A 25705-nucleotide genomic window follows, 5' to 3' on the forward strand; every position below is an offset into this window, starting at 1 on the left:
GTCACCCGATTGATTCAGGACTTCGCACGATCCTGGGATTTGCTACAGGCATATGATGAACAGGCACTGTCCTCAATAAACACTGTGCAATCCGGCATGCGAGCAATTGAGCTGGATGAAGCACTCACTGGCATGAATGAACTCAAGCGCGCATTGATGGCGAAAGAGAAAGCCACGGATCTCTTCGCGCAGGTTCGTGGCAACGGGCTCGCCTCGACGCTGGGAACGATAGAACAAGGATTCGGCGGCGAACTTTCGAATCCGAACATTGCGAGTAGATCTGCCCACCTGCTCTAATTCGTGATCAAGAATCACCCACTGGCCGACGGCAACAAACGCTGCGGTTCATTTCTTTTCCTATGGTGTCTACGGCGCAACCAGGCACTGTTTGCCAGACCCGTCGAGCAATTGATCAAGGACAACGCGCTTGTGGCAATCGCACTGCTGATTGCTGAGAGCCCGCCCGCACAAAAGGATTCTGTGATTAGACTGATCGAGAATTTCATCCTGCTCAAGGACGACGACAAGCAGGCTTGATTCAGCGAGAGTATCCGAAGCAAGACAGATTACGGAACAAAAATATCTCGAACTCAATAGACTCATGCGTCATCAGTGATCGAACACTTGACGGAAATCGCAACAATTCCTGATCAGTGCCTGCATATCACACGCTGTCAGTGGCCTGGAAAACAGATACCCCTGGAACAGGTCACTCCCGAGCAAACTGAGCAGACTTGCCTGCTCCGCTGTTTCCACACCCTCAATCACAACAACCATATTCAAGTTGTGCACAATTTCGATGACACCGCGTACCAACTCGGCATCCGCTTCGCTGGTAGTGACATCCACTACAAATGACCGGTCAAGCTTTACCTTGTCGATGGGAAGATTCTTGAGGTAACTCAAGCTGGAATATCCGGTTCCAAAATCATCTAGAGAAATCACGACCCCCATTCTTCGAAGCTCGGTCAGTTTAGTAACAGCTTGCTGCTGTTCTTTGAGCAACACACCTTCTGTGATCTCGATTTGTAACTGGTCAGGGTCAACACCGGTCTTCTTCAGAACGTGCCTGATCTGGTCTACGAAATCATCGCGCTGAAAATACACAGGCGAAATATTGACCGCAACCGGCACAATGGCTGACCCGCCATCCGCACGCATGCCAGGAGAAACTGAACAAGCCTGCCATAACGTCCAGTTGGTCAATTCGACGATCTGACCTGACTCCTCTGCCATCGGAATGAACTGTGCCGGCGAGATGAAACCATACTCCGGGTGTTTCCAGCGGACCAGGGCCTCCATGCCCTTGATCTGACCGCTACGGACATCAATGAGGGGTTGGTACACCATGGAAAGCTCGCCCTCAACCAGGGCGCTTTTGAGCCTATGCGCCAACTCCATCCTGAGCGCAGCCTGCGCTCCCATCGCCTCGTTGTACTGAGCCCAGGCGCGCGTACCGCGCTGCTTGGCAGCGAGCAAGGCAAGATCAGCCTCACGCACGAGTTGCATGGGATCCGAGAGCCTGCCTTGGGCACTGCTGATTCCGATGGAAGCAGAAACAGTCAGCTCGTGACCGTCAACACTGACAGGCGTTGCAAGCACATTCATTATGGCTTCGGCCAGAATAGTCAGAACCTCGTCATTCGTCTTACGCAGAAAAACTACAAACTCGCCTGCATCCACCCGGGCGAGCAGCGGGGGCTGCGCCAATCCCATCTGCTCATAAGACTCATCCAGAAGCCGCTTCAAGCGAGCAGCCACCTTCACAATCAGGCGGTCGCCCAGTTCATGGCCGAGCGAATCATTGATCAATCTAAGCCCTTGCATGTCGATAAACACCAACGATGGGCGCAAATCCACCACAGCACCCGGCGAATCTTGAGTCTGAGGGTGGGTTTGAAGGCGGGTATGACGAGTCTGGGCAGGGGCCAGATCACATTCTGAATCCATCTCATTGAATGCGACTTGCAACATTCGGCGCAACTTTCGTCTGTTGGGCAGGCCCGTCAACGGATCCTGGAGCGCACGCTCCTGCAACAGTCTCGCACGGTGAAGCGCGAGTTGTGCCAGTCGTTGACTGGCATTAGAGAAGAATGTGAACAGCAGCCCGATGACAAGCACCCAGACCGGGTAGCTGGACATCCCCACCTCTCCCGGTAGTTTCTCCTTCCAGAAAGTGACTTCAAATGGAAACACTCTCGGAAACTGAAAACTGTCGCGTGCGATCGCAACCGCAGGCGTACCTATGGTGTTGGCTGACCGAAAAAACGGAACATTATTGCCGTTGGCCACGAAGCAGCACGGCGGTTCATCAGTGAAGGCATCTTCGACAAGGACAGTCAGATCCACGGTCGCGACGACAGCCCCTGACCAATCTGCATCAGGATTGCCGAGTGGTGCCGCCACAAAAGCGATCTGTGGTTTGCCTGGTACGAGTCCTGGGGCCGACATTCCCGCTTCACCTGATTTATGCACTGAATCGAGAAAAGCCCAGAATGCCATTTCTGACTTGAGCAATGACTCCAGATCATCGCCCAAGGTGTCAACATGGACGTTCGTACCAACTCCCCCATCCTCTCCGATCAAACTGAAACGCACGATGGACGGCATGTCCCGGATATGACTTCTGAACTCCTGCCGGACGAATTTATCTGCTGAACGTCCCCCCATCGATTTCCAGCGGTCAGCCATGCGCTGAATCGAACCGATAGGCTGATCGAACGAGATCTTCAGCGTATGGCCGACAAATTCTGCTCTGGCCTGCACGTAATGCTGCCCCTGAACCAGGTCACGCTCGACCATCAGATAAGAACCCATCACACTTGCAAAGGTGCCCACCAGAGTCAGAGCGATACTGGCGCGTCCGTATGTGGGGGTGAGTTCACCGCCCTGCTCGGGCTTGAATCTGGACGCAAGCAGCACGGCGAAGCCACCCACGATCAACGCGATGCCCAGAAATGCGTCCCGCTCCCCGTGCCAGTTCGCCACCTGATGATCAGCCAGCCATGCTGATAGCAACAAAGTCGCAGCCGCCAATACCCAAGGTCGCGTATGCCTTCGAGTTGACCTTGCCCTATGCAGACAGGCGGCGGTGCAAACCAGGAGCCCTGCAACACCTGGCGACATAAACACATAGCCTGTGTCAGCAGTCCTCCCAAGCCGGAGCGCTCCGAGCAGACCCGCTACACCGATCCAGAACACCGCAGGAATGGCAACGAACAGGTACAAGCGGAGGAACTTCTGCAGGATGACTTGCAGAGGGTTCGAAATGGCAGGGCCAAGCGCTAACGGGCTCTGAGACATTGTGAGAGTTCCAGAATATCAGCCACAAAAAGCCGAATGGCATTTCAGCGACGCTAGCTCCCAAAGCCACGCGCGAACACATCTGCCAATCCGGTTGTCATGTGCATGTCAGTCCAGGCAGTCAACCAGACCGCTGATCAGTCGGCCAATCCTGTCGAATTTTCCAATCGAATATCCGGTTCATTCAACCACCTGGGACCGGAGACTAGACAAAGACATGCTAAATAAACGTTAGCTTAACTTATTATTTGCATCGAACATCCCGGTGGCCATCTCAGGAATGTCCTCCGTATCACTCGCTTTATATCTGGTTCTCAATTGTCATGCGACAGATCTTCTCCGACCCAGTACCCGCTCCTCAACCGCTCTGGTCGCTCAAGTGCAGAAACCTGAGCTGCTGTTTCCCAGCTCTCCCCATGCACGGATAGCCCAGCATAAATCCCGTAACCCTCACCTGTCTGGATTCGCCCGCCAGCACATACCCCTTCGCCCGCACGTAGGCTACCCTGCACCTCAATATTACCCTGTGCACGCACTCCCCAGCCTGCCTCAAGATGGAGTCCACATCGAATGTCGCCATCCGCAATCAGGCCATTGCGCACCTCCATCTGCCCATCCACATCAATCGACCCCTGCGCCTGGATCGACCTGCCGCAGACCAGATCGTCCTGAACGACCAGGGACTGGCCAGGCTTGAGATTCCCGTGAACCTCAAGGCGATCTGTACATTCAAGTTCCCACCCGGCGAGGAGGTCACCCGTGCAAGTCACCGGACCTTCGGCAAGAACTCCCCATCCAACCCTCAAATCTCCCGCCACCCGTATCTCGCCTCGTACATGAAGGCCGCCACCGATTCTGACCTGATCCCCGACGAACAATCCGGCCTGCGTACCTTGTGGGGCATGATGACCGATACGCGCACCTGCCTCCACATGCAACTGGCCTCCGACACGTAACAACTGGTCTACCGAAACATCTCCCAACACCTTGAGCGTTCCCGCAAAAACCATTGCCTCGGCATCAAGCTGATCCACAACACGCACGGCGTGCGTCGGACCGAACTGGTCGAGCAACCAGCACGCATCACCGAATCGGCCATCTGCCACTAGCGCGTCAAGCAGTTCCTGGTAGTCACCGCCTTGCGAATAATGCTTGATGAACCAGCGAAAGCCGTCAGCACATGGCCGTTTGGCTTTGACAAACTTCTTGTTGATATCGAGTTCCATGTAAATGCCCTTCCTGTGTGCTGACCTGCGCATCGGCTCGTTGTTGCATCTGCTGCCGACTCTCCACCACAATCACCACTATGGCAGTCTCGCGCAAATTCCGTCTTGACTGATACTTTCGTTCAGACGATTTTGTGCTCACGCCGGATACGGAGCACTCTGTCTGGCTTGTGTCCCGCCTGTGCTGGCCTGACGCATCTGTCCCCTGCCATCAAGGTTTCTTTTAGTGGCAAACGGGATTGGCGAGTGTGCGTGACAGTCGTGCCAAGCCTCTACCCTGCGGGTCTATGGCGGCGTTGAGAAAATGGATTGCCGTGCGGATATGTGTGATACGCGGATCAGACAGGCCACACGGCCAAAGAAAGCCGGGCAAGCGAAACTGTCATAAAAAAGAGCCTGTCAATCAGAAAAGACATGATGTCCGAGAATTGCATCCGTTTGAATTCCAATCACTCTGCGTAGAAGTGCCATTCGCTGGACATAAAGTCACACAACAAATTCACATGAAGAATGCTTCCGACCGAGCGACGTGAACAGCACAAAGTCGAGATCGGAAAAAATGAAGGACCTAAAAAGCAAAAACCCAGGAAGGTAAAACGCCTGTCCACAAAACGGGCTGTCAGCAAAGAGTGCACTGCCGATCTTTCGAGTACGTGGGAGATGGAAGAAGCAACGTTACGCAACCTTTAAATGCATCTGACTGTCACACGTCTGCTCGAGTCAGATTATAGGACAGTGAAGGTGACTTTCCTGAACAATTCTCACCAGAGAGCAGATCCTTTGTCACGCAGGTCAAGCGGGGTAGAGATCTCGCCCACAGATCTTGGGGAATCGAATCCTTTCAGAGGTCACGACGCCACGCCTGCGCACCACTAGTTAACGACAGACACAAGAAAACGCACCATTCTGGTGCAAAAACCATCTCACTCAGCAATTTGATTGATTTTCCTCAAAACAGAAAACACTATAATTATTTATTATGTTTTTTTATTAAATATTAAATTACATAATTATGTAGGTTAATGGCTCAGCTCCGAAACTCTATTTCACACCATCGACATGACCACTTTGAAGCGTGCGAAGCCTCGTAGATCTCGCCAGGCCGTAACAATTGAAGACGGCAAGGCAGGGTCACTCTTGCATATTGTGGGTCCGTCGATCTGGATCGGTCAGGCTGCGTGTCTTGCGCTTGTCGCCGGAGGCCTGGCCGAGGAAACTCTGTCACATACGGATGCGATTCTGTTGATTAGTGGCTTCCTGGCATTAAGCGTGGTGCGATCTGTCCTCGAGAACGGCATCATTCTTCGCACAATCCGGCAGGCCGCCAGGTCCGTCACTGCAGCCCGCATCAATGCAGTCCGGGAAATCGGTCAGTTATCACCATTTGACAGAAATCGCCCGGCTGCAGGCGGATTTGCCAGCACTGTCACCGAACAGGCTGGCAACATTCTGCCCTACCGCGCAAGATTTCTACCTGCCCGCACAAAATCCCTGTGGGTCCCTATTGCAATCCTGATTGCCATAACCCCAATTTCCTGGGTGGCAGCATTGATTCTGCTACTCAGTGCTCCCATGATTCCGCTATTCATGGTCCTTGTCGGCTTGAAGGCGCGTTCAATCAGCCAGGCTCAACTTGTTGAACTCTACGATATGAACGCGTACATGCTCGACCGGTTACGCGGAATGCAGACCATCCGGTCACTCGGCGCAGTCGAGGCAACATCTGCCACCGTACTTGAGCGTGCGCGCAATCTGCAGCGCAGGATCATGGCTGTCCTCAAGGTGGCATTCTTGTCTTCTGCGGTGCTAGAACTCTTCTCGGCGCTTGGCGTGGCGCTAGTCGCGGTATATGTCGGATTTCATCTGCTCGGAGATCTGCCATTTGGCGCATGGGGGCAGAAGATGTCCCTGACACAGGCATTGTTCGTCTTGCTGCTGTCGCCTGCCTTCTATGAACCATTGCGTGAGCTGGCGGCAGCTTGGCATGACCGCGCAAGCGGACAAGCGGCCATCGCGCAACTTGAATCGCTGTGTCGATCACCACTGCACGGGGTCGGCGAGTTCAGTCGTAAAGAGGATCAGGAGATCGACCGCGACTCGGCAAATGTGGAACAAACGACACACGAACTTCAACAACTGTCTGTCGCGCCGTCTGTCGAATTACGCGACGTGACGTTGAGCTACAGGCACCCGAATTCACCTGCTCACACCCAGATAACATCACATCCTGGCGCAGGGTCTCACGTTTTTGATGGTTTGAACCTGAAAGTCATGCCTGGTGAACACATCGCGATCATGGCGCCTAGCGGAGGAGGTAAATCCACACTACTCGGCCTGATTGCCGGATTAATCAAACCGGATTCTGGCGAGATCAAGATCGGGACTGTCAGCATGTCGGATGCGAATGCACACAGTCTGCGGACCAAAATGGCATGGATCGGTCAAAAGCCACACATTTTCAAGGGATCTGCCACCCGAAATATCACGCTTGGTCGCCGGCTCAGTCCTGAGGAGCTCGATCACGCTGTCGCACATGCCGACTTGCAATCTTTCACGCTTGACCGCAGCAGAGCAGATCTTGCGGAAGGCGGTGCCGGAATGTCTGGAGGCGAACTGGTTCGCCTGTCAATTGCCCGTGCGCTCGCAGACCAGCATGCCAGCCTGTTGCTGGTTGATGAGCCAACAGCCCATCTTGATGCAGGCACAGCGAGGAACGTAAGTGAACACCTGTTCAACGCGGCGCACGGAAAAACAATGATCGTGGTCACACACGATCCGATGCTATGTGCCCGGGCGGACCGTACCGTCCGCCTCCGGGCACACGCAATCACAGAGATCCGATTACGGAACAATCATCACAGGATACGCCTGGAGGAGGAGGCAAGCCCATGCTGAACGCCCTCATGCGGCATCGTACTCGTCAATCAATAGAGCTGCTGCGTATTCTGCTCAATGGACAGCATCGCAAGCCGGCATTGACAGGCGCCCTACTTGCAGCATGCACTTCATTGCTCGCCATTACGCTTCTCGCGATATCTGGCTGGTTTATCACGGCAACCGCGATTGCGGGCCTGACAACCACGACGGCGCTTGCTTTCAATGTCTTTGTGCCCTCCGCAAGCATTCGCTTACTGGCTCTGGCACGTACCGCATCACGATACGGTGAGCGCCTGTTCACACACGATGCCACACTGGCCGCACTGGCAGAGCTACGTGCGCGTCTGTTCAAAGCATGGTCAACGCCGCGTCTGGCCCGATCGCTCGCAACCCACCCTGCAAAGCTGCTGTTTCGACTCAGTACAGATGTCGACGCCCTTGATGGTATCTATCTGCGCATCGCTGTTCCCGCTTTTGTTGCAGCGACATCCACTCTGCTGACATCCTTCCTAATTGCAAACCTGAATATCCTGGCCGGAGTCGCATCCGCCGTCTGGATCATTGCAACCAGCGCGGCACTCTGTTCTGGACAGGTAAGGAAAGGTCTCAGACCTTCCCTGTTGAAGACAGTCCTAATCGAACGTCACCGATCCCAGGCGATCGATTTCATCAGTGGTCAGACGGAATTGATCATGACCCAACGTTTCGAACACCAGCAACGCTCACTGGCGAGAACGGCCAGACGTATCGAGGCGCAGGAGATCAAGCTCGCACAGATAGATTCCCTTTACGCGATCTGGCAGTCCCTGAGCACTGCGCTGCTGACTGCTGCCACCCTGCTACTTGTTGTCGCAGGAATCGGGCGAGGAGACTTTGGCCTGCCGTGGGGTGTACTGGCCGTACTGGCCAGTCTGGCCGTCAATGAACCGCTCGTCTCGCTCCGGAGAGCGTTGTCTGAGTCAGCCCGTACGGCCATTGCGGTCAAGCGTCTGGCTGCAGCGGTAGCGCCTGCGGAGCCGGATGTGGCTGGACGTTCTGCACTCGATCAAAAATCTGTGGCCACGTCTGAACTCACCGGATACGAGAGTCCTGTTGCTTGTAACACCCGGTCTAGTATCGCTGCCAAGCCCACTGCACAAAACATCGCCATCTTGTGCGACAACCTGTCACATCAATACGAGGGCAGCACACATCCGACCCTCAAGAATTTGAACCTGACGATTCGCAGCGGTGAGAAAGTTGCAATCACTGGCCCAAGTGGAAGTGGCAAATCCAGCCTGCTTGAGCTTCTGGCCGGTGAGTTGTCCCCGAGCTCAGGTACTGCCGCCTGCCATACGTGCACTTTATTACGCCAGCTTCCTCAACTCTTTAACGATACCGTTGCCGAGAATCTTCGCATTGCAGCACCGCAAGCAACCGATGAGAGTCTTTGGTGTGCGCTCAGAGCAGCTGGACTCGCCCAAGATATCCGTCAACAGCCTGACGGGCTCAACACGATGCTCGGTGAAACGGGACTTGGACTTTCGGCCGGACAGAAACGTCGCCTCGCACTGGCCAGGCTACTGCTGCTGAACCGATCCACATGGCTGCTTGACGAGCCAACCGAAGGGCTAGACGGTCCGCTTGCCAACGACATTCTGGATCGACTTTTCAAAAGCGCGTCGGGACAGACCATCGTCGTAGCAACCCATCTACATCGTGAGGCCCGGCATGCGGACCGGATCATCGAGATCCGGCACGGCCAGATCACTGCCAGTGCAGAGCGTGCATCCCCGCGGTTTCAACACCTTCTTTCCACTTTAAGACCTGACTGAGAGCGCCCTATGGAACTCGATATTGTTTCCCTATCCCGAATACAGTTCGCCCTGACCGCGATGTATCACTTTCTGTTTGTTCCACTGACGATTGGTCTGTCGATCATCATTGCCATCATGGAAACGGTCTACGTCATGACCGGACGACTGATCTGGCGTCAGATGACAAAGTTCTGGGGCACCCTGTTCGGAATCAACTTTGTGCTTGGCGTGGCCACTGGAATCGTGATGGAGTTCCAGTTCGGCATGAACTGGAGTTACTACAGCCACTACGTCGGAGACATCTTCGGTGCACCACTAGCCATCGAAGGCCTGATGGCCTTCTTCCTTGAGGCCACCTTCGTCGGCCTGTTTTTCTTCGGATGGGACAAATTATCAAAAGTTGGACACCTGGCAGCAACCTGGGCAGTCGCGCTGGGATCCAACCTGTCAGCGCTGTGGATCCTGATTGCCAACGGCTGGATGCAGTATCCGGTCGGATCTGCATTCAACCCTGAAACCATGCGCATGGAAGTCACGGATTTTGCACAGGTACTGCTCAATCCGGTTGCTCAGGCCAAGTTTGTCCACACCGTATCTGCCGGATACGTCACCGCAGCAATCTTCGTGCTCGGCGTATCGGCCTGGTATCTGCTTAAGGGACAGCACACTGATATTGCCAAACGATCAATCGCCATTGCTTCGTCATTTGGCCTTGCAGCTGCGCTATCTGTAGTCGTGCTTGGTGACGAAAGCGGTTACCTGTCATCTGAGCATCAGAAAATGAAACTCGCAGCAATAGAGGGCATGTGGGAAACCGAGCCTGCGCCTGCAAGCTTCACGGTTGTCGGCTGGCCTGACCAAGAAGCGCGCGAAACCCATTACGCCATTCACATCCCCTGGGTCATGGGTCTGATCGGAACACGCTCACTCGATGAGGAGATTCCTGGAATCGACCAGCTAGTGGAAAACGCTCAAGACCGTATCCACAGCGGCATCATCGCTTTCGATGCCTTGCAAGGCATCCGCCAGGCTGGATCGGATTCAGCCATTGTCCAGGAGGACAGGGCCCGATTCGAGGAACATGGCAACAACCTGGGATACGCGCTGCTCCTCAAGCGCTATGTGGACGACCCCCGCATTGCGACGCAAGAGCAGATTCAGCAGGCCGCCTGGGACACTGTACCCATGGTCGCACCGCTTTTCTGGGCTTTCCGGATCATGGTCGGCCTAGGGTTCCTCTTCATACTGCTGATGGCAACTTTCTTCATCCTCTCGGCCAGAAGGCGATACGAAAACCATCCATGGTTATTGAAAATAGCCGTCTTCTCGATTCCGCTGCCGTTTCTCGCCTCAGAAATGGGATGGTTCGTCGCGGAGTTTGGCCGTCAGCCCTGGATCATAGAAGGTGTTCTGCCCACTGCCGCCGCCGTTTCCAATCTGGGCATCCGGACAGTTCTTGGCACAATTGCCGGGTTTGTGGCGATCTACACGATTCTTCTCATCATCGAGATGAAGCTAATGCTGAGAGCCATTCGCAAGGGTCCGGAACCAGATGATTCGCCCGAAGCGCCCCTGACAACCCCCCGTCTGTCACAACGTCTCATTCCATCGGAGCAATAACATCATGGTTCTTCATACACTCATTGATTATGACGTTCTCAGGGTCATCTGGTGGGCCCTGCTCGGTGTGTTGTTGATTGGTTTTGCACTTACCGACGGATTTGACCTGGGCACTGCAATGATGCTGCCATTTATTGGAAAGAAGGACATCGAACGTCGCATCATCATCAATACAGTCGGACCGGTGTGGGAAGGAAACCAGGTCTGGCTCATTCTTGCTGGGGGTGCGATTTTTGCCGCGTGGCCACAACTGTACGCTGTCTCGTTCTCGGGATTCTATCTGGCTATGTTTGCCATCCTGTTTGCCTTGATCCTCAGGCCTGTCGGCTTCAAGTATCGAAGCAAACGCGATGATCCGGCCTGGCGTCGGAACTGGGATATTGCACTCTTCATCGGGGGACTTGTTCCAGGTCTGATCTTCGGTGTTGCAATCGGCAATGTGCTACTCGGAGTGCCTTTCCGCCTGGACCAGGATCTACGCATCTTTTACGAGGGTACATTCTTTGAGCTGCTCTCGCCATTCGCCATGTTATGCGGACTGGTGAGCGTCAGCATGTTGGTCATGCATGGCGCGTCCTGGCTGATGATCAAGACCGAGGATCCGATTGCTGGTCGAGCCCGTATGACCGGAATCGCTGCATCTTTGCTGACACTTGCCCTGTTTACACTGGCTGGATACGTCTTGTGGGGTTTCGTTGATGGCTACCGAATCACCAGCGCGATTGACGTGACCGGACCATCCAACCCCTTGGGCAAGTCAGTCGACCTGGCCAGCGGGGCATGGTTTGACAATTATATAAGCCATCCTTGGACAATTGTTGCGCCTGCCCTGGGGCTCGGTGCGTCAGTACTGGCTTGCTTTGCACTGGTTGCCAATCGTCCTGCCCTCGCATTTACCGCAAGCGCGTTGTCGATTACTGGAATCATCAGCAGTGTGGGGGCATCGATGTTCCCGATCATCCTGCCCTCCTCGGTCAATCCGGAAGCAAGCCTTGCGGTCTGGGATGCATCCTCCAGTCATCTGACACTTTTCATCATGCTGGTCGTGACCGTCATCTTCATACCCATCATTTTGGCCTACACGACCTGGGTATACCGAGTCTTGTGGGGCAAAGTCACCGAACGTGACATCACCAATAGTCACACTCACTCATACTGATTCAAAGGAGAACAACATGTGGTACTTCGCCTGGATCCTTGGCTTGGGGGTTGCCGCAACTTTTGCGGTACTGAACGCAATGTGGTTTGAACTGAAAGAGGACGACATCGGCAAATCGCAGTCTTGATCGTTGCAGCTCAATGGCGCAAACGGTTAACGACCCGGTTGATCAAAATCACTAATAGATAAGGCTCCTCACGGAGCCTTATCTATTAGTACTCCCTCATTTTCCAGGCGTTATTCCCGGCGTGAATCCATGGCAGGTTGAGTCTGACGCGCAGAAATCGATGTCCGCTCACAGGACAAATCCGACCCCTGCAAAATGAAAAGCCTGCAAAAATGACCGTAATCTGACATCATTCTCATTTGCGCCTTTTATAACTCGGATACATGGTCCGATTTCTGCCTGGCAAATGCATTTCAAGACCGCGTAATCCGCTACGGTTCCACCATTGACCCATGAAGTTCATTCACTTGTCCACCCATTTACCCATTGCAAGGACTTTTTAACCATGTCGACTGCGCCATCAGATTCTGTGACGTCGCCAGCCCACTCCATGGCGCAGGCAGCAGAACAGGCCGCGCTTTTTCTCAGAATGCTCGGAAATGAACAGCGTCTTCACGTACTCTGTCTTCTGCTCGAACACCAGGAGTTATCAGTCAGTCAACTGCTTGATCACGTTCCCTTGAGTCAGTCAGCCCTGTCCCAGCATCTCGCAAAGATGCGCGAAGAAGGCTTGGTCAATACCCGCCGTGTTTCACAAATGATTTTCTACAGGATTGGAGACAGCAAAGTGGAACGCATCATTGAAGTACTGAAGGAGATGTACTGTCCCTAAACCTTTGATGTAACACTTTGTTGCAAGTTCACAACAAAGTTCGTCAGATTCAGGCCGAAAACAGCCCGCTTTCGTACTTTTACTGTATGAACAAACAGCAAAACGAATACAATTCGGGCATGAACACATCATGGTTGATTGAAGAAATCTGTCCAGAGAAAGAGACGGTTCATCTGGTCAAGTCAGGCACCAGCATCCGACGCAAGTTCTCGGTCCCAGGTGCTGTAGATGCTTGGCTGGAAGACGGGTTTCTCATCATTGCTTCAAATACTGGATATCTCTGGAAAATCACCCCCCAAACCGGTCATCGGAGAAGGGACATGAAACCTGTTTCCATTACCCGCCCTGGCTCTTTCAACGTACCCTGCCCTGCCTGAAGCAACACGCAGGTTGACGGGTGAACTCCGGTAGCAGCGATACACTCCCGCACACGAGAAAAGCAGAACTCGCCCCAGATCCACTAGAAGCGCTTAAAGCATCGCCTGACGTCATCCAGACCATATCCCTGTCGTAGCAAAAGCATCAGTAGCGTTCTAGCCTTGTGAGCGCTCAATTCTCCCGCGCCAACCAGTCCCCACTCAGAGTCCAGACGCTGATAGTCATCGATGACACCTCCGGCCCAGACTCGCGTGGATCGAACAATAACGACATCCTTAGCTCGCAAACCATCAATCAAAGGCTTCAGACAGGCAGCCACGTTGCCTGCCCCGGTCCCGGCAATAACCAGACCTCGCAGAAGGTTCGGACCGCCACCCAAAAACTGTTCAATTTCCGGAACCATCATGCCGACATGCTGATACAGAATGTCGACGCGAGGATACGTGACCGTCCCCTCACTGGATGGCCAAGTCAATTGAATATCCTCAGGCAATCCCTGAGTGCAGGGGGTCTCAAAATACTTGACCAGACCCATGGTGACGGTTCCGTCGCCCGCCCCGAACCCACCATGACCAGGCATCGCAAAAGATTCCACCGCGGTTGTATGCCCCTTGGTGACACGACGGGCAGGCATGATCCGGTCATTCATGACGATCTGGACACCGCGGCATCTGGATGCCGGATCGACTGCCACAGCAATCGCGTTGTAAAGATTCAGCGGTCCGTCAGCACTGAGTGCTGTGGCCGGACGCATAGCCCCCACCAGGATGACCGGCTTGTCAGACCTGAGCAGTAGACTCAGAAAGAAGGCAGTCTCTTCCATCGTATCAGTACCGTGCGTAATCACGACGCCCGCCACTTGCTCTCTCTGCACTGCTTTTTCGACTGCGTGCAATAGTTGCGTCCAGTCGAAAAGTTCCAGATCCGAGCTATCCTTGGCAACAACGTCCTGGACGTGCACATCTGCCAGGTTTTCGAGGCCAGGAATCGATGCCAGCAGATCCGCGCCAGGTCGTGCACCAGCCTGATAACTCGCACTCACAGCAGACTCTGCCACACCGGCAATTGTTCCCCCCATGGTCAGCACATGAACCACAGGTTTGTTTTCGACTGAACTCATCATTCGTTTCCTGTTTCCTTTTACTCGCAATCATCTGAATGAAAAGCAAGCAAACTTCGTGCCACTTCCAACGCCCCTACCGAACAACCTTGTTGACACGACTCGAATCGGTCATCAGGCTTGATGCACATTCTCCCCACTGTTCGTCTGGCTCGACTCATTATGCGAAAGGGCGGAATGAACAGGTTTTGACAGCGAAGCAGACAGTCACATTCACAGCCCTGCAAGCTCTCTGGTGAGATCTGCCGCCGCAATTTCCTTGCAACCTGTTGCATTCTGGCCGGACCACAACGGAGAAAAGTCCTCACGACCATTCGACTCCGCCCGGCTACGCAAGCCAGCCGACGCGAACGTTGCATGCGGAAACGACGGTGCCGTCATACTCATGGGCCCTTGCTCTCGAATGATTCGATTGACCAGTCCGCGCGCTGGACGACCTGTAAATACATTGGTGATCGCCGTATTGCGTTCACTCGCCTCAGCCAGCGCCTTTCGATGAACAGTGCTAGCTCGCGACTCCGGACACAGCAGATAGGTCGTCCCGATCTGTGCAGCAACGGCACCAAGCGCCAGAACGGCACGTACACCTGCTGCATCTGCGATTCCCCCGGCAGCGATCACTGGCACGCGCACCGACTTCACAATTTGCGATACGAGTGCCAGTGTACCGATCTGCGTGTTCAAATCATCGGTGAGAAACATACCTCTATGACCGCCAGCTTCGTATCCCTGCGCAATGATCCCATCAACCCCCTGGCGCTCAAGCCAGATGGCTTCTTCAAGCGTCGTGGCGCTCGACAAGATCTTCGCGCCGGTTTTACGAACCCTATCCAACAAGGATACTGGCGGGAGCCCAAAATGAAAGCTGACGACCGGTGGCTTGAACTGCTCGATCAAGGTTGCCATGCCAGCGTCGAATGGCTTGCGCGATGCACTAACCGGTAGCTGCGGCGCTTCGAGTTCGAACTCGCGATAATATGCATCAAACTGATCGCGCCAGATTCGCACCTGCTCAGAATCAGGATCACTTGCCTTATGCGCAAAAAAGTTCACACCATAAGGTCGATCCGTTCCAGCACTCAACTCCTTTAGCTGCTCTTCACACTGCCGCGCATCCAGCATTGCGCATGGCAGCGTCCCCATTCCTCCCACGTTCGATACTGCCAGGGACAAAGCGCTATCCTGAACGCCCGCCATGGGTGCCTGAATGATCGGCAGCTCCATTCCCAGCAACGACTTCAAAGCAGATGCCATAACACCCTCACTGTTAGCTTTAGTTTTAGTTTTATCCCTGAGCAACCTAATGTAACCTGCTCCTCACACTCTAGACCCATGGTAGGCGCCTGTCATTGTGTCGCCCTGAAACATCGTCAATCAGAACTCGTAAATGATATCCGCACGTGTCGCGCGTATACAATCCGGATCACATCCATCAAATCCGGTGTATAGAATTTTCCCGGGCAGCCAACAGAGAGTCGCCATCCTCCACCACAGCAGACGCCTCCTTTGCGGGACTGAGCTCCCTAACTCACCATGCTGACCGCCCCACAAGTTGTCTTGCTGTTTTCTGCACTGACAATCGGTTCAATGGGGTTGCTCATGGTGTTTCTTGCTCGCGACCACAACAACTACGTCCGCGGTATGTCTGAATGGGGTGCCGGCCTGCTTTTGACCTCGGCAACAATCATCATTGCGTTTATCGCCAGAAGTACCGTTGGCGTTATGCTCAGCGTGGTCATCGCTCAGTCGCTGGTCCTCATTGCAATCATGATTGCCAATCACGGGGTACGGCGCTTCTTTGACGAGCCAGGCCCGTACTCGCCACTCACACTACTATTGTTTATCGCTACCTTCATCGGTTGCGCTGTTACATTCACGTGGATCTATCCGAGTTTAGATGGGCGTAACGTCGTTTACATGCTGGGGGGCTCGATCGTACTGGTTGACATGATCAGCGTGCTATACCGGTATCGTCACCAGGGAGTGGGCGTGAAGATCCTGGGCACATCAATCATTGCCCTGCTGGTCGTTCGTGCAATCAAGTTGATTGCCGCGTTCATCGGCGTCCAGACATCAGAGTCATTGTTTGACGCATCTTCATATCAACTCATTTTGCTGGTACTACCAAGCGTTCTGATCCCTCTCGCGACACTTGCATTCATACTCATGGGGTCAGATAAACTGGTCCATCGACTCAACCAGATGATTCGCCATGACGATCTGACCGGCGCACTGAACAAGGCATCACTTTTCCAGGAACTCAGACGTGAGATCCCACGTTCGGTACGCTATAGCCACCCACTAAGTCTGTTGATGATCGACCTCGACAACTTCAAGGCAATCAATGACCGGCAAGGACACCTGCATGGCGACCAGGTACTCCGGAGCGTTGTCGAGCAGATTCAATCCTGTGTTCGCAGTACAGATTTTGTTGCCAGGTTTGGTGGAGACGAGTTTGCTGTCCTACTTACCGATACGGATATTGATGCTGCAAAGTTGACCGCTCAGCGAGTTCTCGTGGGAATCCAGGAGGTACTCCCCCCTGAGTGCGGTGGCAGCATTGGCATTTCCGCGATACGGAGTCATGGGGAAACGCCAGAGAGTCTGCTGCATCGGGCAGACCAGGCTCTCTACAAGGCAAAGTGCTCAGGCAAGAACCAGCTCGCACTTGCCTGAGCCTCTCAGCGTGAGTCGCCTGGCAGAGGCAATGCGGTCTTGTACCGGACACGCTTGAGCGCGAACGCCGAGCGGATTTTTTCAATACCGGGGATCGGTGTGAGCTGCTCAAGGATGAAACGCTCCAGAGCGGCGATATTGGTAACGGCCACTCTGATCAAATAGTCGCTGTCGCCGGTCATCAAGTAGCACTCCATAACCTGGTCATGCTCGCCAATTCGTTTCTCGAAGTCCGCAAGTGCCTCTTTGCTCTGACTTTTTAGGCTAATGCTGATAAAAACGTTCAAATCCAGTCCGAGCGCCTTGGGGTTGGCAATCGCCACGTACCTGTCTATGACGCCACTCGCCTCGAGAGCCCTGACCCTGGCCAAACAAGGCGAGGGGCTTAGATGGACCCTGCGGGCCAGTTCGACATTGGTCAGTCCACCGTCAGCTTGCAATTCTCTCAAAATTCTAAGATCAATAGCATCAAGTTCCATTTATTTCGAATCCTGATATTTTCTCAGCATTATATGCTTCAAACAATCCAATAAGGTCACAAGAAAACAATCAAATTCTGTCTGACAGATCCTAGAATGACAGATTGTTCAAACTGATTTCGAGTGTGCCATGAATGCTCCAATTGACCCCCGCATGAGTGCTCTGTTTCTTGAGCAGGAAGATCACGACCCGCAAGAAACTCAGGAATGGCGGGAGGCGTTCGTGTCAGTGTTGCAGCACTCTGGCTCACAACGCGCACGCCAGATTCTGGACGAACTCACGCGCGTTGCTCAGGCACACCATGTCGGATGGCAACCCGAGCTGATCACGCCCTACGTCAACACGATTCATGTTGACGAGCAGGTGCCATTCCCGGGCGATCTCGCCATCGAAGAACGCCTGGCATCCATCATGCGCTGGAATGCACTGGCCATGGTGGTGCGGGCAAACAACGCCTACGGTGAGCTCGGCGGGCACATTGCCAGCTACACCAGTGGCGCGGATCTCTTCGAAACCGGATTCAATCATTTTTTTCATGCCCGCGAAGGGCTTGAAGAAGGCCAGCATAGAGGTGATCTGGTTTTCCTGCAGCCACACAGCGCACCAGGCGTTTACGCCCGTGCATTTCTTGAAGGGCGACTTACCGAACAAGACCTGGAGCATTTCCGGCGTGAGATCACTGCAAAGGAGGCGGGAGCCAAGGGGTTGTCGAGTTACCCACACCCGATGTTGATGCCAGATTTCTGGCAGTTCCCGACTGGATCCATGGGAATTGGTCCAATCAGCTCGATCTATCACGCACGCTTCATGCGTTACCTCACTGACCGGAACCTGCTCGACTGCAAAGACAGAAAAGTCTGGGGTATGTTTGGTGATGGAGAAATGGACGAACCAGAGTCGATGAGCGCATTGACGCTGGCCGCCCGTGAGAACCTGGACAATCTCGTCTGGATCGTGAACTGCAATCTGCAAAGGCTTGATGGTCCGGTTCGTGGCAACGGCCGGATTATTGATGAACTGGAAAGGCTGTTCAAGGGCGCTGGCTGGAACGTAATCAAACTGGTATGGGGAAGTGACTGGGACGGACTGTTTGCCAGAGACACCGAAGGAGCACTGGTCAAGGCATTTGCTCACACAGTGGATGGTCAGATGCAAACCTTCGCTGCAAAGGATGGTCAGTACAATCGAGAACACTTTTTTGGGCAGAATGATGCCCTGCGCCGTCTTGCGCAGGGCATGACAGACGAGCAAATCGACCGACTGCGCCGCGGCGGCCACGATCTCGTCAAGATCCATGCAGCGTTCTCTCGGGCAGCCTCACACAAAGGCCAGCCCACTGTCATCCTTGCACAGACCAAAAAAGGTTTTGGTATGGGAACAGCGGGTCAAGGTCGCATGACGACACACAGTCAGAAAAAGCTCGACCATGACGCTCTGATTTCCTTTCGCAACCACTTCAATCTGCCGTTTACCGATGAGCAGGCAAAGTCGCTGGCTTTCTACAAACCGGCAGACAGCAGCCCAGAAATGCAGTATCTCCACGCTAAAAGAAAGGCCCTGGGGGGTTACCTTCCAGCTCGCGAATCGGTCTGCGTTCCCGTGATGTGCCCCTCCATTGAAAAATACGCAAAGTTTTCTCTCGAGGCAGAGGGCAAGGAAATGAGCACCACCATGGCATTCGTGAGGATGCTTGGCAACCTGCTCAAGGATTCCACTCTCGGTCCTCGCATCGTGCCCATCGTTGCGGACGAGGCGAGAACCTTCGGCATGGCCAACCTGTTCAAGCAGGTCGGAATCTACTCAAGTGTGGGTCAGCGATATGCGCCAGAAGACATCGGCTCAGTTCTGAGTTATCGAGAAGCGCACGATGGCCAGATTCTTGAGGAGGGCATTTCGGAAGCGGGGGCACTCGCGAGCTGGACTGCGGCCGCAACCAGCTACAGTGTTCACGGATTTGCGATGCTGCCTTTCTACATTTATTACTCCATGTTCGGATTTCAACGGGTGGGCGACCAGATCTGGGCAGCTGCCGATCAGCGCACCCGAGGATTTCTCATTGGTGCAACAGCCGGACGTTCGACCCTCGGCGGTGAAGGCCTTCAGCACCAGGATGGCACCAGTCACCTGATCGCCAGTACCATCCCGAACTGCAAGGCATACGACCCTGCCTTCGCTGGTGAGCTTGCGATCATCATCGATCACGGCATGAAAGAGATGATGGAGCAACAGCAGGATGTGTTCTACTACGTCACGATGATGAACGAAAATTACGCCCAGCCTAGCGTTGATCAGACACAGCGAGAGGGTGTTATTCGGGGCGGGTACAGGTTTCGTTCACTCAATGGCCAATCCGGAAAAGACCCCATCACCCTCATGGCATCTGGAGCAATCCTGAACGAGGCGCTCAGTGCAGCTGACTTGCTGGCATCTGAAGGCTACTCGGTTGACGTGATCAGTGTGACTAGCTGGAGCGAACTTGCTCGAGACCAGAATGGCTGGACCCGTTCGCTGGTTGAGAATGGGAATGGCCCCATCGTGGCTGCGTGTGATTATGTGCGTACGCTCCCGGAGTCGATCAGACAGCATATGCCGGGGCATCGCCGCTTCGTAACACTTGGAACAGATGACTTTGGACGTAGTGACACCCGTGTCGCCTTGCGCGACTATTTCGGCATCAGTGCTGAACACATTGCCTGTGCGGCCCGCACTGGTTCTTGACGCCTGTGTGTTGATGTCAGGGGTTCTACGCCCCTTGTTACTGTCACTGGCAAGAGACGGGTGGTTTACACCGCTCTGGTCAGACAAGATCTCAAATGAGTGGAAGCGTAACGCCGTCCGCATCTGGCCAGTCGATCCTGAGAAGCTGGATCAAGCCTGGCTGGACATGGAAACTGCGCACCCACACGCAAACCTTTCCAGCCCGGCGAATACTCGACCGGACTGGAAGCCTCCTCCACTTCGCTATAGCGACGCCAAGGACTGGCACGTCATTCACACAGCATGCCTGGGTCGGACAGTCCATCCTGAGGTCAGCATTCTTACCTGGAACCTGAAGGATTTCCAGAAAACCGAACTCAAACGGCTTGGCATTGGTGTGCTGGACCCTGATAAATTGCTGTCTCAATGGTGGCAAAGAAATCAGGCACATCTCGCGCACCGCCTGCAGGAAACAGTTGACGAGTTGATTCATCAAGGTAGACGGCAACCGGAGCCATTACAGGCATTTTTAAAGCGGGAAAGGCTGTATAGGCTCAGTCGTCTGGCTCAGAGCAAGTAACAGATCACTCAGCCTGTGCAAACACGCCCTGATGATCGCAAGCCAGGATCGGCTTCTGCGGAATCCCCGAGCACCAAAAAATAAAAAAGAGCCCGATCCCGAACAGGAAAGGACTCTTGCAAGTCGCTCTGAGCAGTGACTTCACTACTGCGGATTGCAGGCGCAGACCTGGCCTGCAATCCGTGGTCGTTACTCAGGCTTTTTGGCGAGCTCCGGATGTTGCTCTTCGATCCCGCCGATTGCCTTGACCGACAAGCGCAGACGGCCCTTGTCGTCAGCTTCGATGACTTTGACACGAACCATCTGACCAACCTTCAAGACATCATTGATGTTCGCGATGCGATAGTTGGCAATCTCGGAAATGTGCAGTAATCCATCACGACCGGGCAAAACCTGAACGATGGCACCGAAGTCCAGCAGACGCAGAACACTGCCTTCATAGACCTGACCCACTTCCACATCCGCTGTCAGTTCAGTGATACGACGCTCCGCTTCACGGGCGCGATCCAGATCAGCGCTCGAAATAACGATAGTACCGTCTTCAGAGATATCAATCTGCGCACCGGTTTCCTCGGTCAGACCACGAATCGTCGCGCCACCCTTGCCGATGACATCACGGATTTTCTCGGGGTTGATCTTCATGGTCAGCATGCGCGGCGCGAACTCGGAAAGCTCAGTGCGTGAACCATCAATCGAATCACGCATCTTGCCGAGGATGTGCAGACGACCTTCACGGGCCTGAGCCAGTGCAACCTGCATGATTTCCTTGGTGATACCCTGAATCTTGATATCCATCTGCAAGGCGGTGATACCCTTTTCGGTACCAGCAACCTTGAAGTCCATATCGCCCAGATGGTCCTCATCACCCAGAATATCTGTCAGTACGGCAAACTTGCCGTCGTCCAGAATCAGGCCCATTGCGACACCAGCAACATGATCCTGCAGCGGAACACCTGCGTCCATCATCGCGAGTGCGCCACCACAAACTGACGCCATCGATGAAGAACCGTTGGATTCAGTGATCTCGGATACGAGACGAATAGTGTATTGGAAGTTTGAATGCTCCGGCAGCAATGGCATGAGCGCACGCTTGGCCAGTCGGCCGTGGCCAATCTCGCGACGCTTTGGCGCACCAAAGCGGCCTGCCTCACCTGTCGCGAATGGCGGCATGTTGTAGTGCATCAAGAAACGGTCACGGTACTCGCCCGTGATCGAATCAATGATCTGCTCGTCCTGCTTGGTACCAAGTGTGGCAACAACCAATGCCTGGGTTTCACCCCGTGTAAAGAGCGCACTACCGTGGGCACGAGGAAGAACGCCTAGGCGAATCTCTATCGGACGCACTGTACGTGTGTCACGCCCATCAATACGTGGCTCGCCACTCAGGATCTGCTGACGCACAATCCGGGACTCGAGATCAAACAGAATGTTTTCGATGGCAACGGCATCTGGCGCCGCTTCATCACGGGCGGCAGCCTGAGATGCCAGCGCATCTTTGACCGAAGCGTAGACTTCACGCAGACGAGTTGTCCGCTCCTGCTTTTGACGGATCTGATAAGCCTCTTTCAGACCTGCTTCGCCAGCAGCTGTCACTTCAGCGATTAACGCTTCATTCTTGGCGGCAGGCTTCCAGTCCCACTCGGGCTTGCCAGCCTGACGGACGAGCTCATTGATGGCACCAATCGCAGCCTGCATGGCCTCATGACCAAACACCACACCGCCGAGCATGAGCTCTTCGGAGAGTTGCTTGGCTTCGGACTCTACCATCAGCACGGCAGCTTCTGTACCAGCCACGACCAGATCCATCTGTGAGGTCTTGAGCTGGGTAGCAGTCGGGTTCAGAATGTACTGGCCATCTGCATAACCCACGCGGGCAGCGCCGATCGGGCCATTGAAAGGAATACCTGAAATCGCCAACGCAGCCGATGCGCCGATCATCGCAGGGATGTCGGGCTCAATCTCTGGATTGACCGACAGAACATGGATGATGACCTGAACTTCGTTGTAGAAACCCTCAGGAAACAGAGGACGCAACGGACGATCGATCAGACGAGACGTCAATGTCTCTTTCTCGGACAGACGTCCTTCACGCTTGAAAAAGCCACCGGGAATCCGTCCGGCAGCGTATGTCTTCTCGACATAATCAACAGTCAGCGGGAAGAAATCCTGGCCTGATCTGGCCTGTTTGGCACCGACCACAGTCGCCAGAATCACAGTATCTTCCACTGAGACAACCACGGCACCCGATGCCTGTCGGGCGATCTCACCCGTTTCCAGCGTGACCGTGTGCTGACCATACTGAAACGTTTGTGTCACTTTATTGAACATTGCAATTGATTCCTTACAAATTAAAAACCGTGGCTCCTGCGACTACTGTCGCTAGAACCACGGCTCGCTCATGCGTTTGATGACCCTGAAATCTGGATCACTTGCGCAGGCCAAGCTTCACGATCAGATCACGATAGGCGTCTGGATTACGGCCTTTCAGATAATCGAGCAGCTTGCGACGACGGCTCACCATACGCAGCAGACCGCGACGTGAGTGATGGTCTTTCTTGTGAGCCTTGAAATGCCCTGTCAATTCATTGATGCGTGCTGTCAACAGAGCAACCTGAACTTCTGGAGAACCTGTGTCCCCAGCAGCCCGCTGAAATTGTGAAACGATATCGGCTTTCTTGATGTCAGCAACGGACATGTTAATTCCTCTATAAACTGGCGCTGAACCTGAGGAGGAACAGCGTGATGGTTAAAAGACCGCCAAGGGGTCAACAGACACCGGGCAATCCGACACTCGGCAACATCCCCATCAGAACGCAGTTAAGCCAAAGCGGACTGACAGAAAGGGATGATTTACCGCAAACTGACCCGTGATGATCACGGGAAAGCTGCATTTGTGTTTGATCAACACCGGCTTGAGGCGTAAATTATACACTCAGAGTCCCCTCAGGAGTTAGCGCCCTGTCCGGATCAATCTTCACGCCCCAAACAGGCTCAACATCTTTCTTGTAGGCAAAATCATGAAATTCTTTCACCTCTCGAGATACTCACTCACAGCGATTGCGGGCGCACTGATCATGAGCGGTTGTGCATCCATCTCCGAAGTTCCTGCTGGCACCAGCTATGACGAGGTAGTCAAAGAGTTTGGCAATCCGGCAGTGTCCTGCCCACTGCCTGACGGGCGCACACGAATGATCTGGTCTCAAGAGCCACTGGGCGAACAGGTTTGGGCAACAACCGTCGGAAGTGACCGCCGCATCAGCTCATTTGAGCAGGTCATGGCGCCCAACATGTTCGATCAACTCAACGAGGGCAGCTGGGATGCAGCAAAGGTCCGTTGCGCCTATGGTCCGCCAGCGCAGATTCAGTCCTTCCCTGACAGCCCCGGACGCATCGTCTGGGAGTATCGATTCATGGGTGGTGCAGACAATGAGTTCATGATGCTCTTCATTTCCTTTGACCGGGCCACCAATCAGGTGGTCAACTATTCAATTGGCCCTGATCCAGAAATGAATCTGTTGGCCGGTAGCCAGTAAACCGGAGCAAACCCAAAATGTCGCACATGAAGGATAAGAAAACCGGTCGAGCCGGAAAAGCCGTGATAGCCAGTATGCTTGGCTTGATCCTGGCCGGTTGTGCACAAGTCAAGAACGTCCCGCCCGGGAGTTCGTTCACCGAGGTGGAGTCCCAGTTCGGCAAGCCCACATTGACATGCCCATTGCCGTCAGGTGGAACGCGCGCCATCTGGTCTCAGCAACCGTACGGCCATTTCGCCTGGGCAACCGATATTTCGCCGGAAGGTGACACGGGTGAAATGGTTCAGGTCCTCACCGACGAGTCCTTCAATCGACTCCAGCGCGGCATCTGGACAGCCGAAGACGTACGTTGTGCATTCGGCCCGCCAGCCATCATTGATGAAGTCGGATTACCAGCTGTCCGAACCAAGGTCTGGTCTTATCGCTATCGGCAGAATGGGGTCTGGTACTCGCTAATGTATATCTACTTCCCCTGAACGCAGACCGTGTGCTCAAGTACAACGCAGGACCTGACCCGATGTTCGAACAGGACAACCCGTTCCCTCGACTCTGATCGAACAACGTTGAAAGAAAAAGGCCTGACTCGTCAGGCCTTTTTCTTTCAACGTTGTTCCTGGCAGCCTATGACTCAACCTTCCGGATCGGACTTTCGGCCCCAGCTCAGACTTCGCGCACGCCTGACTTTCCAGAGCCACACTACCCACCCGGACAGTCCGTAGACAACGAACAGCCCAAACAGGACGATAGGTGGATTACTGGTGATAAACACAAAAATGGCAACAAACACCAACATGGCCCAGAAAGGCACACTTTTTCCCAGTGCAAACGTTTTACCACTATAAAACGGCGCATTGCTGACCATAGTCACACCGGCGTATATCGTAATGGCAAACGTGATCCAGGCCAGACTTGACTCGTCGACTGCGAGGCGATTGTCCTGGACCAACCAGACGAAGCCAGCCACCAGCGCGGCTGCAGCAGGACTGGGCAAACCTTGAAAGAATCGCTTGTCGATAACCCCGATATTGGTATTGAAACGGGCCAGTCGCAATGCAGCCCCGGCAACATAGACAAAAGCAGCAAGCCAGCCCCATCGTCCCAGATCATTCATGGCGAACTGATACGCGACCAAAGCCGGTGCAACGCCAAATGAGGTCATGTCCGATAGCGAATCATATTGCTCACCGAATGCTGACTGGGTGTTGGTCAGGCGAGCAACCCGACCATCCATTCCATCAAGTACCAGCGCGCAGAAAATAGCAATCGCCGCCAGCTCGAACTGGCCACTCATTGCTTTGACGACGGCAAAAAAACCTGCAAACAGGGCAGCTGTCGTGAATGCATTGGGCAACAGGTAGATTGCGCGACGCCGTTTCTCGAGATCGGTCTGTTCGTGCGAAGACTGGGATTCTGGCATATTC

General features: G+C 54.0%; 21 protein-coding genes. 13 read left to right on the forward strand and 8 right to left on the reverse strand.

The features are described from left to right. Positions 1 to 96 precede the first annotated feature (96 nt). A complete protein-coding gene (locus DBV39_RS19725; protein WP_193853022.1) occupies positions 97 to 297 on the forward strand; it encodes a hypothetical protein in 201 nt (66 codons plus the stop codon). A gap of 3 nt (positions 298 to 300) precedes the next feature. After that, complete coding sequence (locus tag DBV39_RS19730; protein WP_193853023.1) at positions 301 to 537, forward strand: hypothetical protein; 237 nt, start codon at positions 301 to 303, stop codon at positions 535 to 537. Between the two features lie 72 nt (positions 538 to 609). Here DBV39_RS19730 and DBV39_RS10725 read toward each other — a convergent pair whose 3' ends face one another. Together DBV39_RS10725 and DBV39_RS10730 are read right to left on the reverse strand one after the other, a co-directional pair. After that, positions 610 to 3303 carry a bifunctional diguanylate cyclase/phosphodiesterase gene (locus tag DBV39_RS10725; RefSeq protein ID WP_108621519.1) on the reverse strand — a complete coding sequence of 898 codons (2694 nt, stop codon included), beginning with the start codon at positions 3301 to 3303 and terminating at the stop codon, positions 610 to 612. A gap of 314 nt (positions 3304 to 3617) precedes the next feature. After that, positions 3618 to 4529, reverse strand: coding sequence for a hypothetical protein (locus DBV39_RS10730; protein ID WP_108621520.1), 912 nt, complete (start codon positions 4527 to 4529; stop codon positions 3618 to 3620). A 1059-nt stretch (positions 4530 to 5588) separates the two neighbouring features. Between DBV39_RS10730 and cydD the strand changes: the two genes are divergently transcribed. From cydD to DBV39_RS10765, 6 genes are all read left to right on the forward strand, one after another. Further along, a complete protein-coding gene (cydD, locus tag DBV39_RS10740; RefSeq protein ID WP_108621522.1) occupies positions 5589 to 7424 on the forward strand; it encodes a thiol reductant ABC exporter subunit CydD in 1836 nt (611 codons plus the stop codon). Further along, the gene (locus DBV39_RS10745; protein ID WP_159078905.1) at positions 7418 to 9220 is read left to right on the forward strand and encodes an amino acid ABC transporter ATP-binding/permease protein; all 1803 of its coding nucleotides are present in this window, start codon (positions 7418 to 7420) and stop codon (positions 9218 to 9220) included. The genes cydD and DBV39_RS10745 overlap by 7 nt, the downstream gene beginning before the upstream one ends. 9 nt (positions 9221 to 9229) lie before the next feature. Next, complete coding sequence (locus DBV39_RS10750) at positions 9230 to 10822, forward strand: cytochrome ubiquinol oxidase subunit I (RefSeq protein WP_108621524.1); 1593 nt, start codon at positions 9230 to 9232, stop codon at positions 10820 to 10822. Positions 10823 to 10826: 4 nt separating this feature from the next. Next, a complete protein-coding gene (gene cydB, locus DBV39_RS10755; protein WP_108621525.1) occupies positions 10827 to 11981 on the forward strand; it encodes a cytochrome d ubiquinol oxidase subunit II in 1155 nt (384 codons plus the stop codon). Positions 11982 to 11997: 16 nt separating this feature from the next. Further along, positions 11998 to 12108, forward strand: coding sequence for a cytochrome bd-I oxidase subunit CydX (cydX, locus tag DBV39_RS10760; protein ID WP_108621526.1), 111 nt, complete (start codon positions 11998 to 12000; stop codon positions 12106 to 12108). 385 nt (positions 12109 to 12493) lie between these two features. Continuing rightward, on the forward strand, positions 12494 to 12820 hold the full coding sequence (locus DBV39_RS10765) for an ArsR/SmtB family transcription factor (protein WP_322348710.1): 327 nt from the start codon (positions 12494 to 12496) through the stop codon (positions 12818 to 12820). Positions 12821 to 13280: 460 nt separating this feature from the next. On the opposite strand, the gene DBV39_RS10775 is transcribed toward DBV39_RS10765, so the two are convergent. Both DBV39_RS10775 and DBV39_RS10780 read right to left on the reverse strand, forming a co-directional pair. Next, positions 13281 to 14321 carry an asparaginase gene (locus DBV39_RS10775; protein WP_108621528.1) on the reverse strand — a complete coding sequence of 347 codons (1041 nt, stop codon included), beginning with the start codon at positions 14319 to 14321 and terminating at the stop codon, positions 13281 to 13283. A gap of 210 nt (positions 14322 to 14531) precedes the next feature. Continuing rightward, positions 14532 to 15572 (reverse strand): NAD(P)H-dependent flavin oxidoreductase, encoded by a 1041-nt coding sequence (locus DBV39_RS10780; RefSeq protein ID WP_108621529.1) that lies wholly within the window; start codon positions 15570 to 15572, stop codon positions 14532 to 14534. 279 nt (positions 15573 to 15851) lie between these two features. On the opposite strand from DBV39_RS10780, the gene DBV39_RS10785 reads away from it, so the two are divergent. Continuing rightward, positions 15852 to 16994 (forward strand): GGDEF domain-containing protein, encoded by a 1143-nt coding sequence (locus tag DBV39_RS10785; RefSeq protein WP_108621530.1) that lies wholly within the window; start codon positions 15852 to 15854, stop codon positions 16992 to 16994. Between the two features lie 5 nt (positions 16995 to 16999). Here DBV39_RS10785 and DBV39_RS10790 read toward each other — a convergent pair whose 3' ends face one another. Beyond that, on the reverse strand, positions 17000 to 17473 hold the full coding sequence (locus tag DBV39_RS10790; RefSeq protein WP_108621531.1) for an Lrp/AsnC family transcriptional regulator: 474 nt from the start codon (positions 17471 to 17473) through the stop codon (positions 17000 to 17002). 130 nt (positions 17474 to 17603) lie between these two features. Between DBV39_RS10790 and aceE the strand changes: the two genes are divergently transcribed. Together aceE and DBV39_RS10800 are read left to right on the forward strand one after the other, a co-directional pair. Beyond that, positions 17604 to 20192, forward strand: coding sequence for a pyruvate dehydrogenase (acetyl-transferring), homodimeric type (gene aceE, locus DBV39_RS10795; protein WP_108621532.1), 2589 nt, complete (start codon positions 17604 to 17606; stop codon positions 20190 to 20192). 13 nt (positions 20193 to 20205) lie between these two features. After that, complete coding sequence (locus tag DBV39_RS10800; protein ID WP_265415995.1) at positions 20206 to 20751, forward strand: PIN domain-containing protein; 546 nt, start codon at positions 20206 to 20208, stop codon at positions 20749 to 20751. Between the two features lie 189 nt (positions 20752 to 20940). Here DBV39_RS10800 and pnp read toward each other — a convergent pair whose 3' ends face one another. Both pnp and rpsO read right to left on the reverse strand, forming a co-directional pair. Next, entirely contained in the window at positions 20941 to 23079 is a 2139-nt protein-coding gene (gene pnp / locus DBV39_RS10805) for a polyribonucleotide nucleotidyltransferase (RefSeq protein ID WP_108621534.1), read from the reverse strand. Between the two features lie 97 nt (positions 23080 to 23176). Continuing rightward, positions 23177 to 23446: a 30S ribosomal protein S15 gene (rpsO, locus tag DBV39_RS10810; protein WP_108621535.1), complete on the reverse strand. Its 270-nt coding sequence runs from the start codon at positions 23444 to 23446 to the stop codon at positions 23177 to 23179. Positions 23447 to 23768: 322 nt separating this feature from the next. Between rpsO and DBV39_RS10815 the strand changes: the two genes are divergently transcribed. After that, a complete protein-coding gene (locus DBV39_RS10815) occupies positions 23769 to 24284 on the forward strand; it encodes a hypothetical protein (protein WP_108621536.1) in 516 nt (171 codons plus the stop codon). Positions 24285 to 24310: 26 nt separating this feature from the next. After that, the gene (locus DBV39_RS10820) at positions 24311 to 24760 is read left to right on the forward strand and encodes a hypothetical protein (RefSeq protein ID WP_227870589.1); all 450 of its coding nucleotides are present in this window, start codon (positions 24311 to 24313) and stop codon (positions 24758 to 24760) included. 152 nt (positions 24761 to 24912) lie between these two features. On the opposite strand, the gene pssA is transcribed toward DBV39_RS10820, so the two are convergent. Continuing rightward, entirely contained in the window at positions 24913 to 25701 is a 789-nt protein-coding gene (gene pssA, locus DBV39_RS10825) for a CDP-diacylglycerol--serine O-phosphatidyltransferase (RefSeq protein WP_108621537.1), read from the reverse strand. Positions 25702 to 25705: the final 4 nt, after the last annotated feature.

This window comes from Orrella marina, from assembly GCF_003058465.1.
Lineage (GTDB): Bacteria > Pseudomonadota > Gammaproteobacteria > Burkholderiales > Burkholderiaceae_B > Algicoccus > Algicoccus marinus.

What these genes read in the sequence shown, in the direction of transcription:
- DBV39_RS10775 (WP_108621528.1), bottom strand. Translation starts at nt 14,321, where the DNA reads ATGATGAGTTCAGTCGAAAACAAACCTGTGGTTCATGTGCTGACCATG.
- DBV39_RS10745 (WP_159078905.1), top strand. Translation starts at nt 7,418, where the DNA reads ATGCTGAACGCCCTCATGCGGCATCGTACTCGTCAATCAATAGAGCTG.
- cydX (WP_108621526.1), top strand. Translation starts at nt 11,998, where the DNA reads ATGTGGTACTTCGCCTGGATCCTTGGCTTGGGGGTTGCCGCAACTTTT.
- pssA (WP_108621537.1), bottom strand. Translation starts at nt 25,701, where the DNA reads ATGCCAGAATCCCAGTCTTCGCACGAACAGACCGATCTCGAGAAACGG.
- DBV39_RS10780 (WP_108621529.1), bottom strand. Translation starts at nt 15,572, where the DNA reads ATGGCATCTGCTTTGAAGTCGTTGCTGGGAATGGAGCTGCCGATCATT.
- DBV39_RS10730 (WP_108621520.1), bottom strand. Translation starts at nt 4,529, where the DNA reads ATGGAACTCGATATCAACAAGAAGTTTGTCAAAGCCAAACGGCCATGT.
- cydB (WP_108621525.1), top strand. Translation starts at nt 10,827, where the DNA reads ATGGTTCTTCATACACTCATTGATTATGACGTTCTCAGGGTCATCTGG.
- pnp (WP_108621534.1), bottom strand. Translation starts at nt 23,079, where the DNA reads ATGTTCAATAAAGTGACACAAACGTTTCAGTATGGTCAGCACACGGTC.
- DBV39_RS10790 (WP_108621531.1), bottom strand. Translation starts at nt 17,473, where the DNA reads ATGGAACTTGATGCTATTGATCTTAGAATTTTGAGAGAATTGCAAGCT.
- DBV39_RS19725 (WP_193853022.1), top strand. Translation starts at nt 97, where the DNA reads ATGCGAGCAATTGAGCTGGATGAAGCACTCACTGGCATGAATGAACTC.
- DBV39_RS10820 (WP_227870589.1), top strand. Translation starts at nt 24,311, where the DNA reads ATGAAGGATAAGAAAACCGGTCGAGCCGGAAAAGCCGTGATAGCCAGT.
- aceE (WP_108621532.1), top strand. Translation starts at nt 17,604, where the DNA reads ATGAATGCTCCAATTGACCCCCGCATGAGTGCTCTGTTTCTTGAGCAG.
- DBV39_RS10765 (WP_322348710.1), top strand. Translation starts at nt 12,494, where the DNA reads ATGTCGACTGCGCCATCAGATTCTGTGACGTCGCCAGCCCACTCCATG.
- rpsO (WP_108621535.1), bottom strand. Translation starts at nt 23,446, where the DNA reads ATGTCCGTTGCTGACATCAAGAAAGCCGATATCGTTTCACAATTTCAG.
- DBV39_RS10800 (WP_265415995.1), top strand. Translation starts at nt 20,206, where the DNA reads ATGTCAGGGGTTCTACGCCCCTTGTTACTGTCACTGGCAAGAGACGGG.
- DBV39_RS10725 (WP_108621519.1), bottom strand. Translation starts at nt 3,303, where the DNA reads ATGTCTCAGAGCCCGTTAGCGCTTGGCCCTGCCATTTCGAACCCTCTG.
- DBV39_RS10750 (WP_108621524.1), top strand. Translation starts at nt 9,230, where the DNA reads ATGGAACTCGATATTGTTTCCCTATCCCGAATACAGTTCGCCCTGACC.
- DBV39_RS10785 (WP_108621530.1), top strand. Translation starts at nt 15,852, where the DNA reads ATGCTGACCGCCCCACAAGTTGTCTTGCTGTTTTCTGCACTGACAATC.
- cydD (WP_108621522.1), top strand. Translation starts at nt 5,589, where the DNA reads ATGACCACTTTGAAGCGTGCGAAGCCTCGTAGATCTCGCCAGGCCGTA.
- DBV39_RS10815 (WP_108621536.1), top strand. Translation starts at nt 23,769, where the DNA reads ATGAAATTCTTTCACCTCTCGAGATACTCACTCACAGCGATTGCGGGC.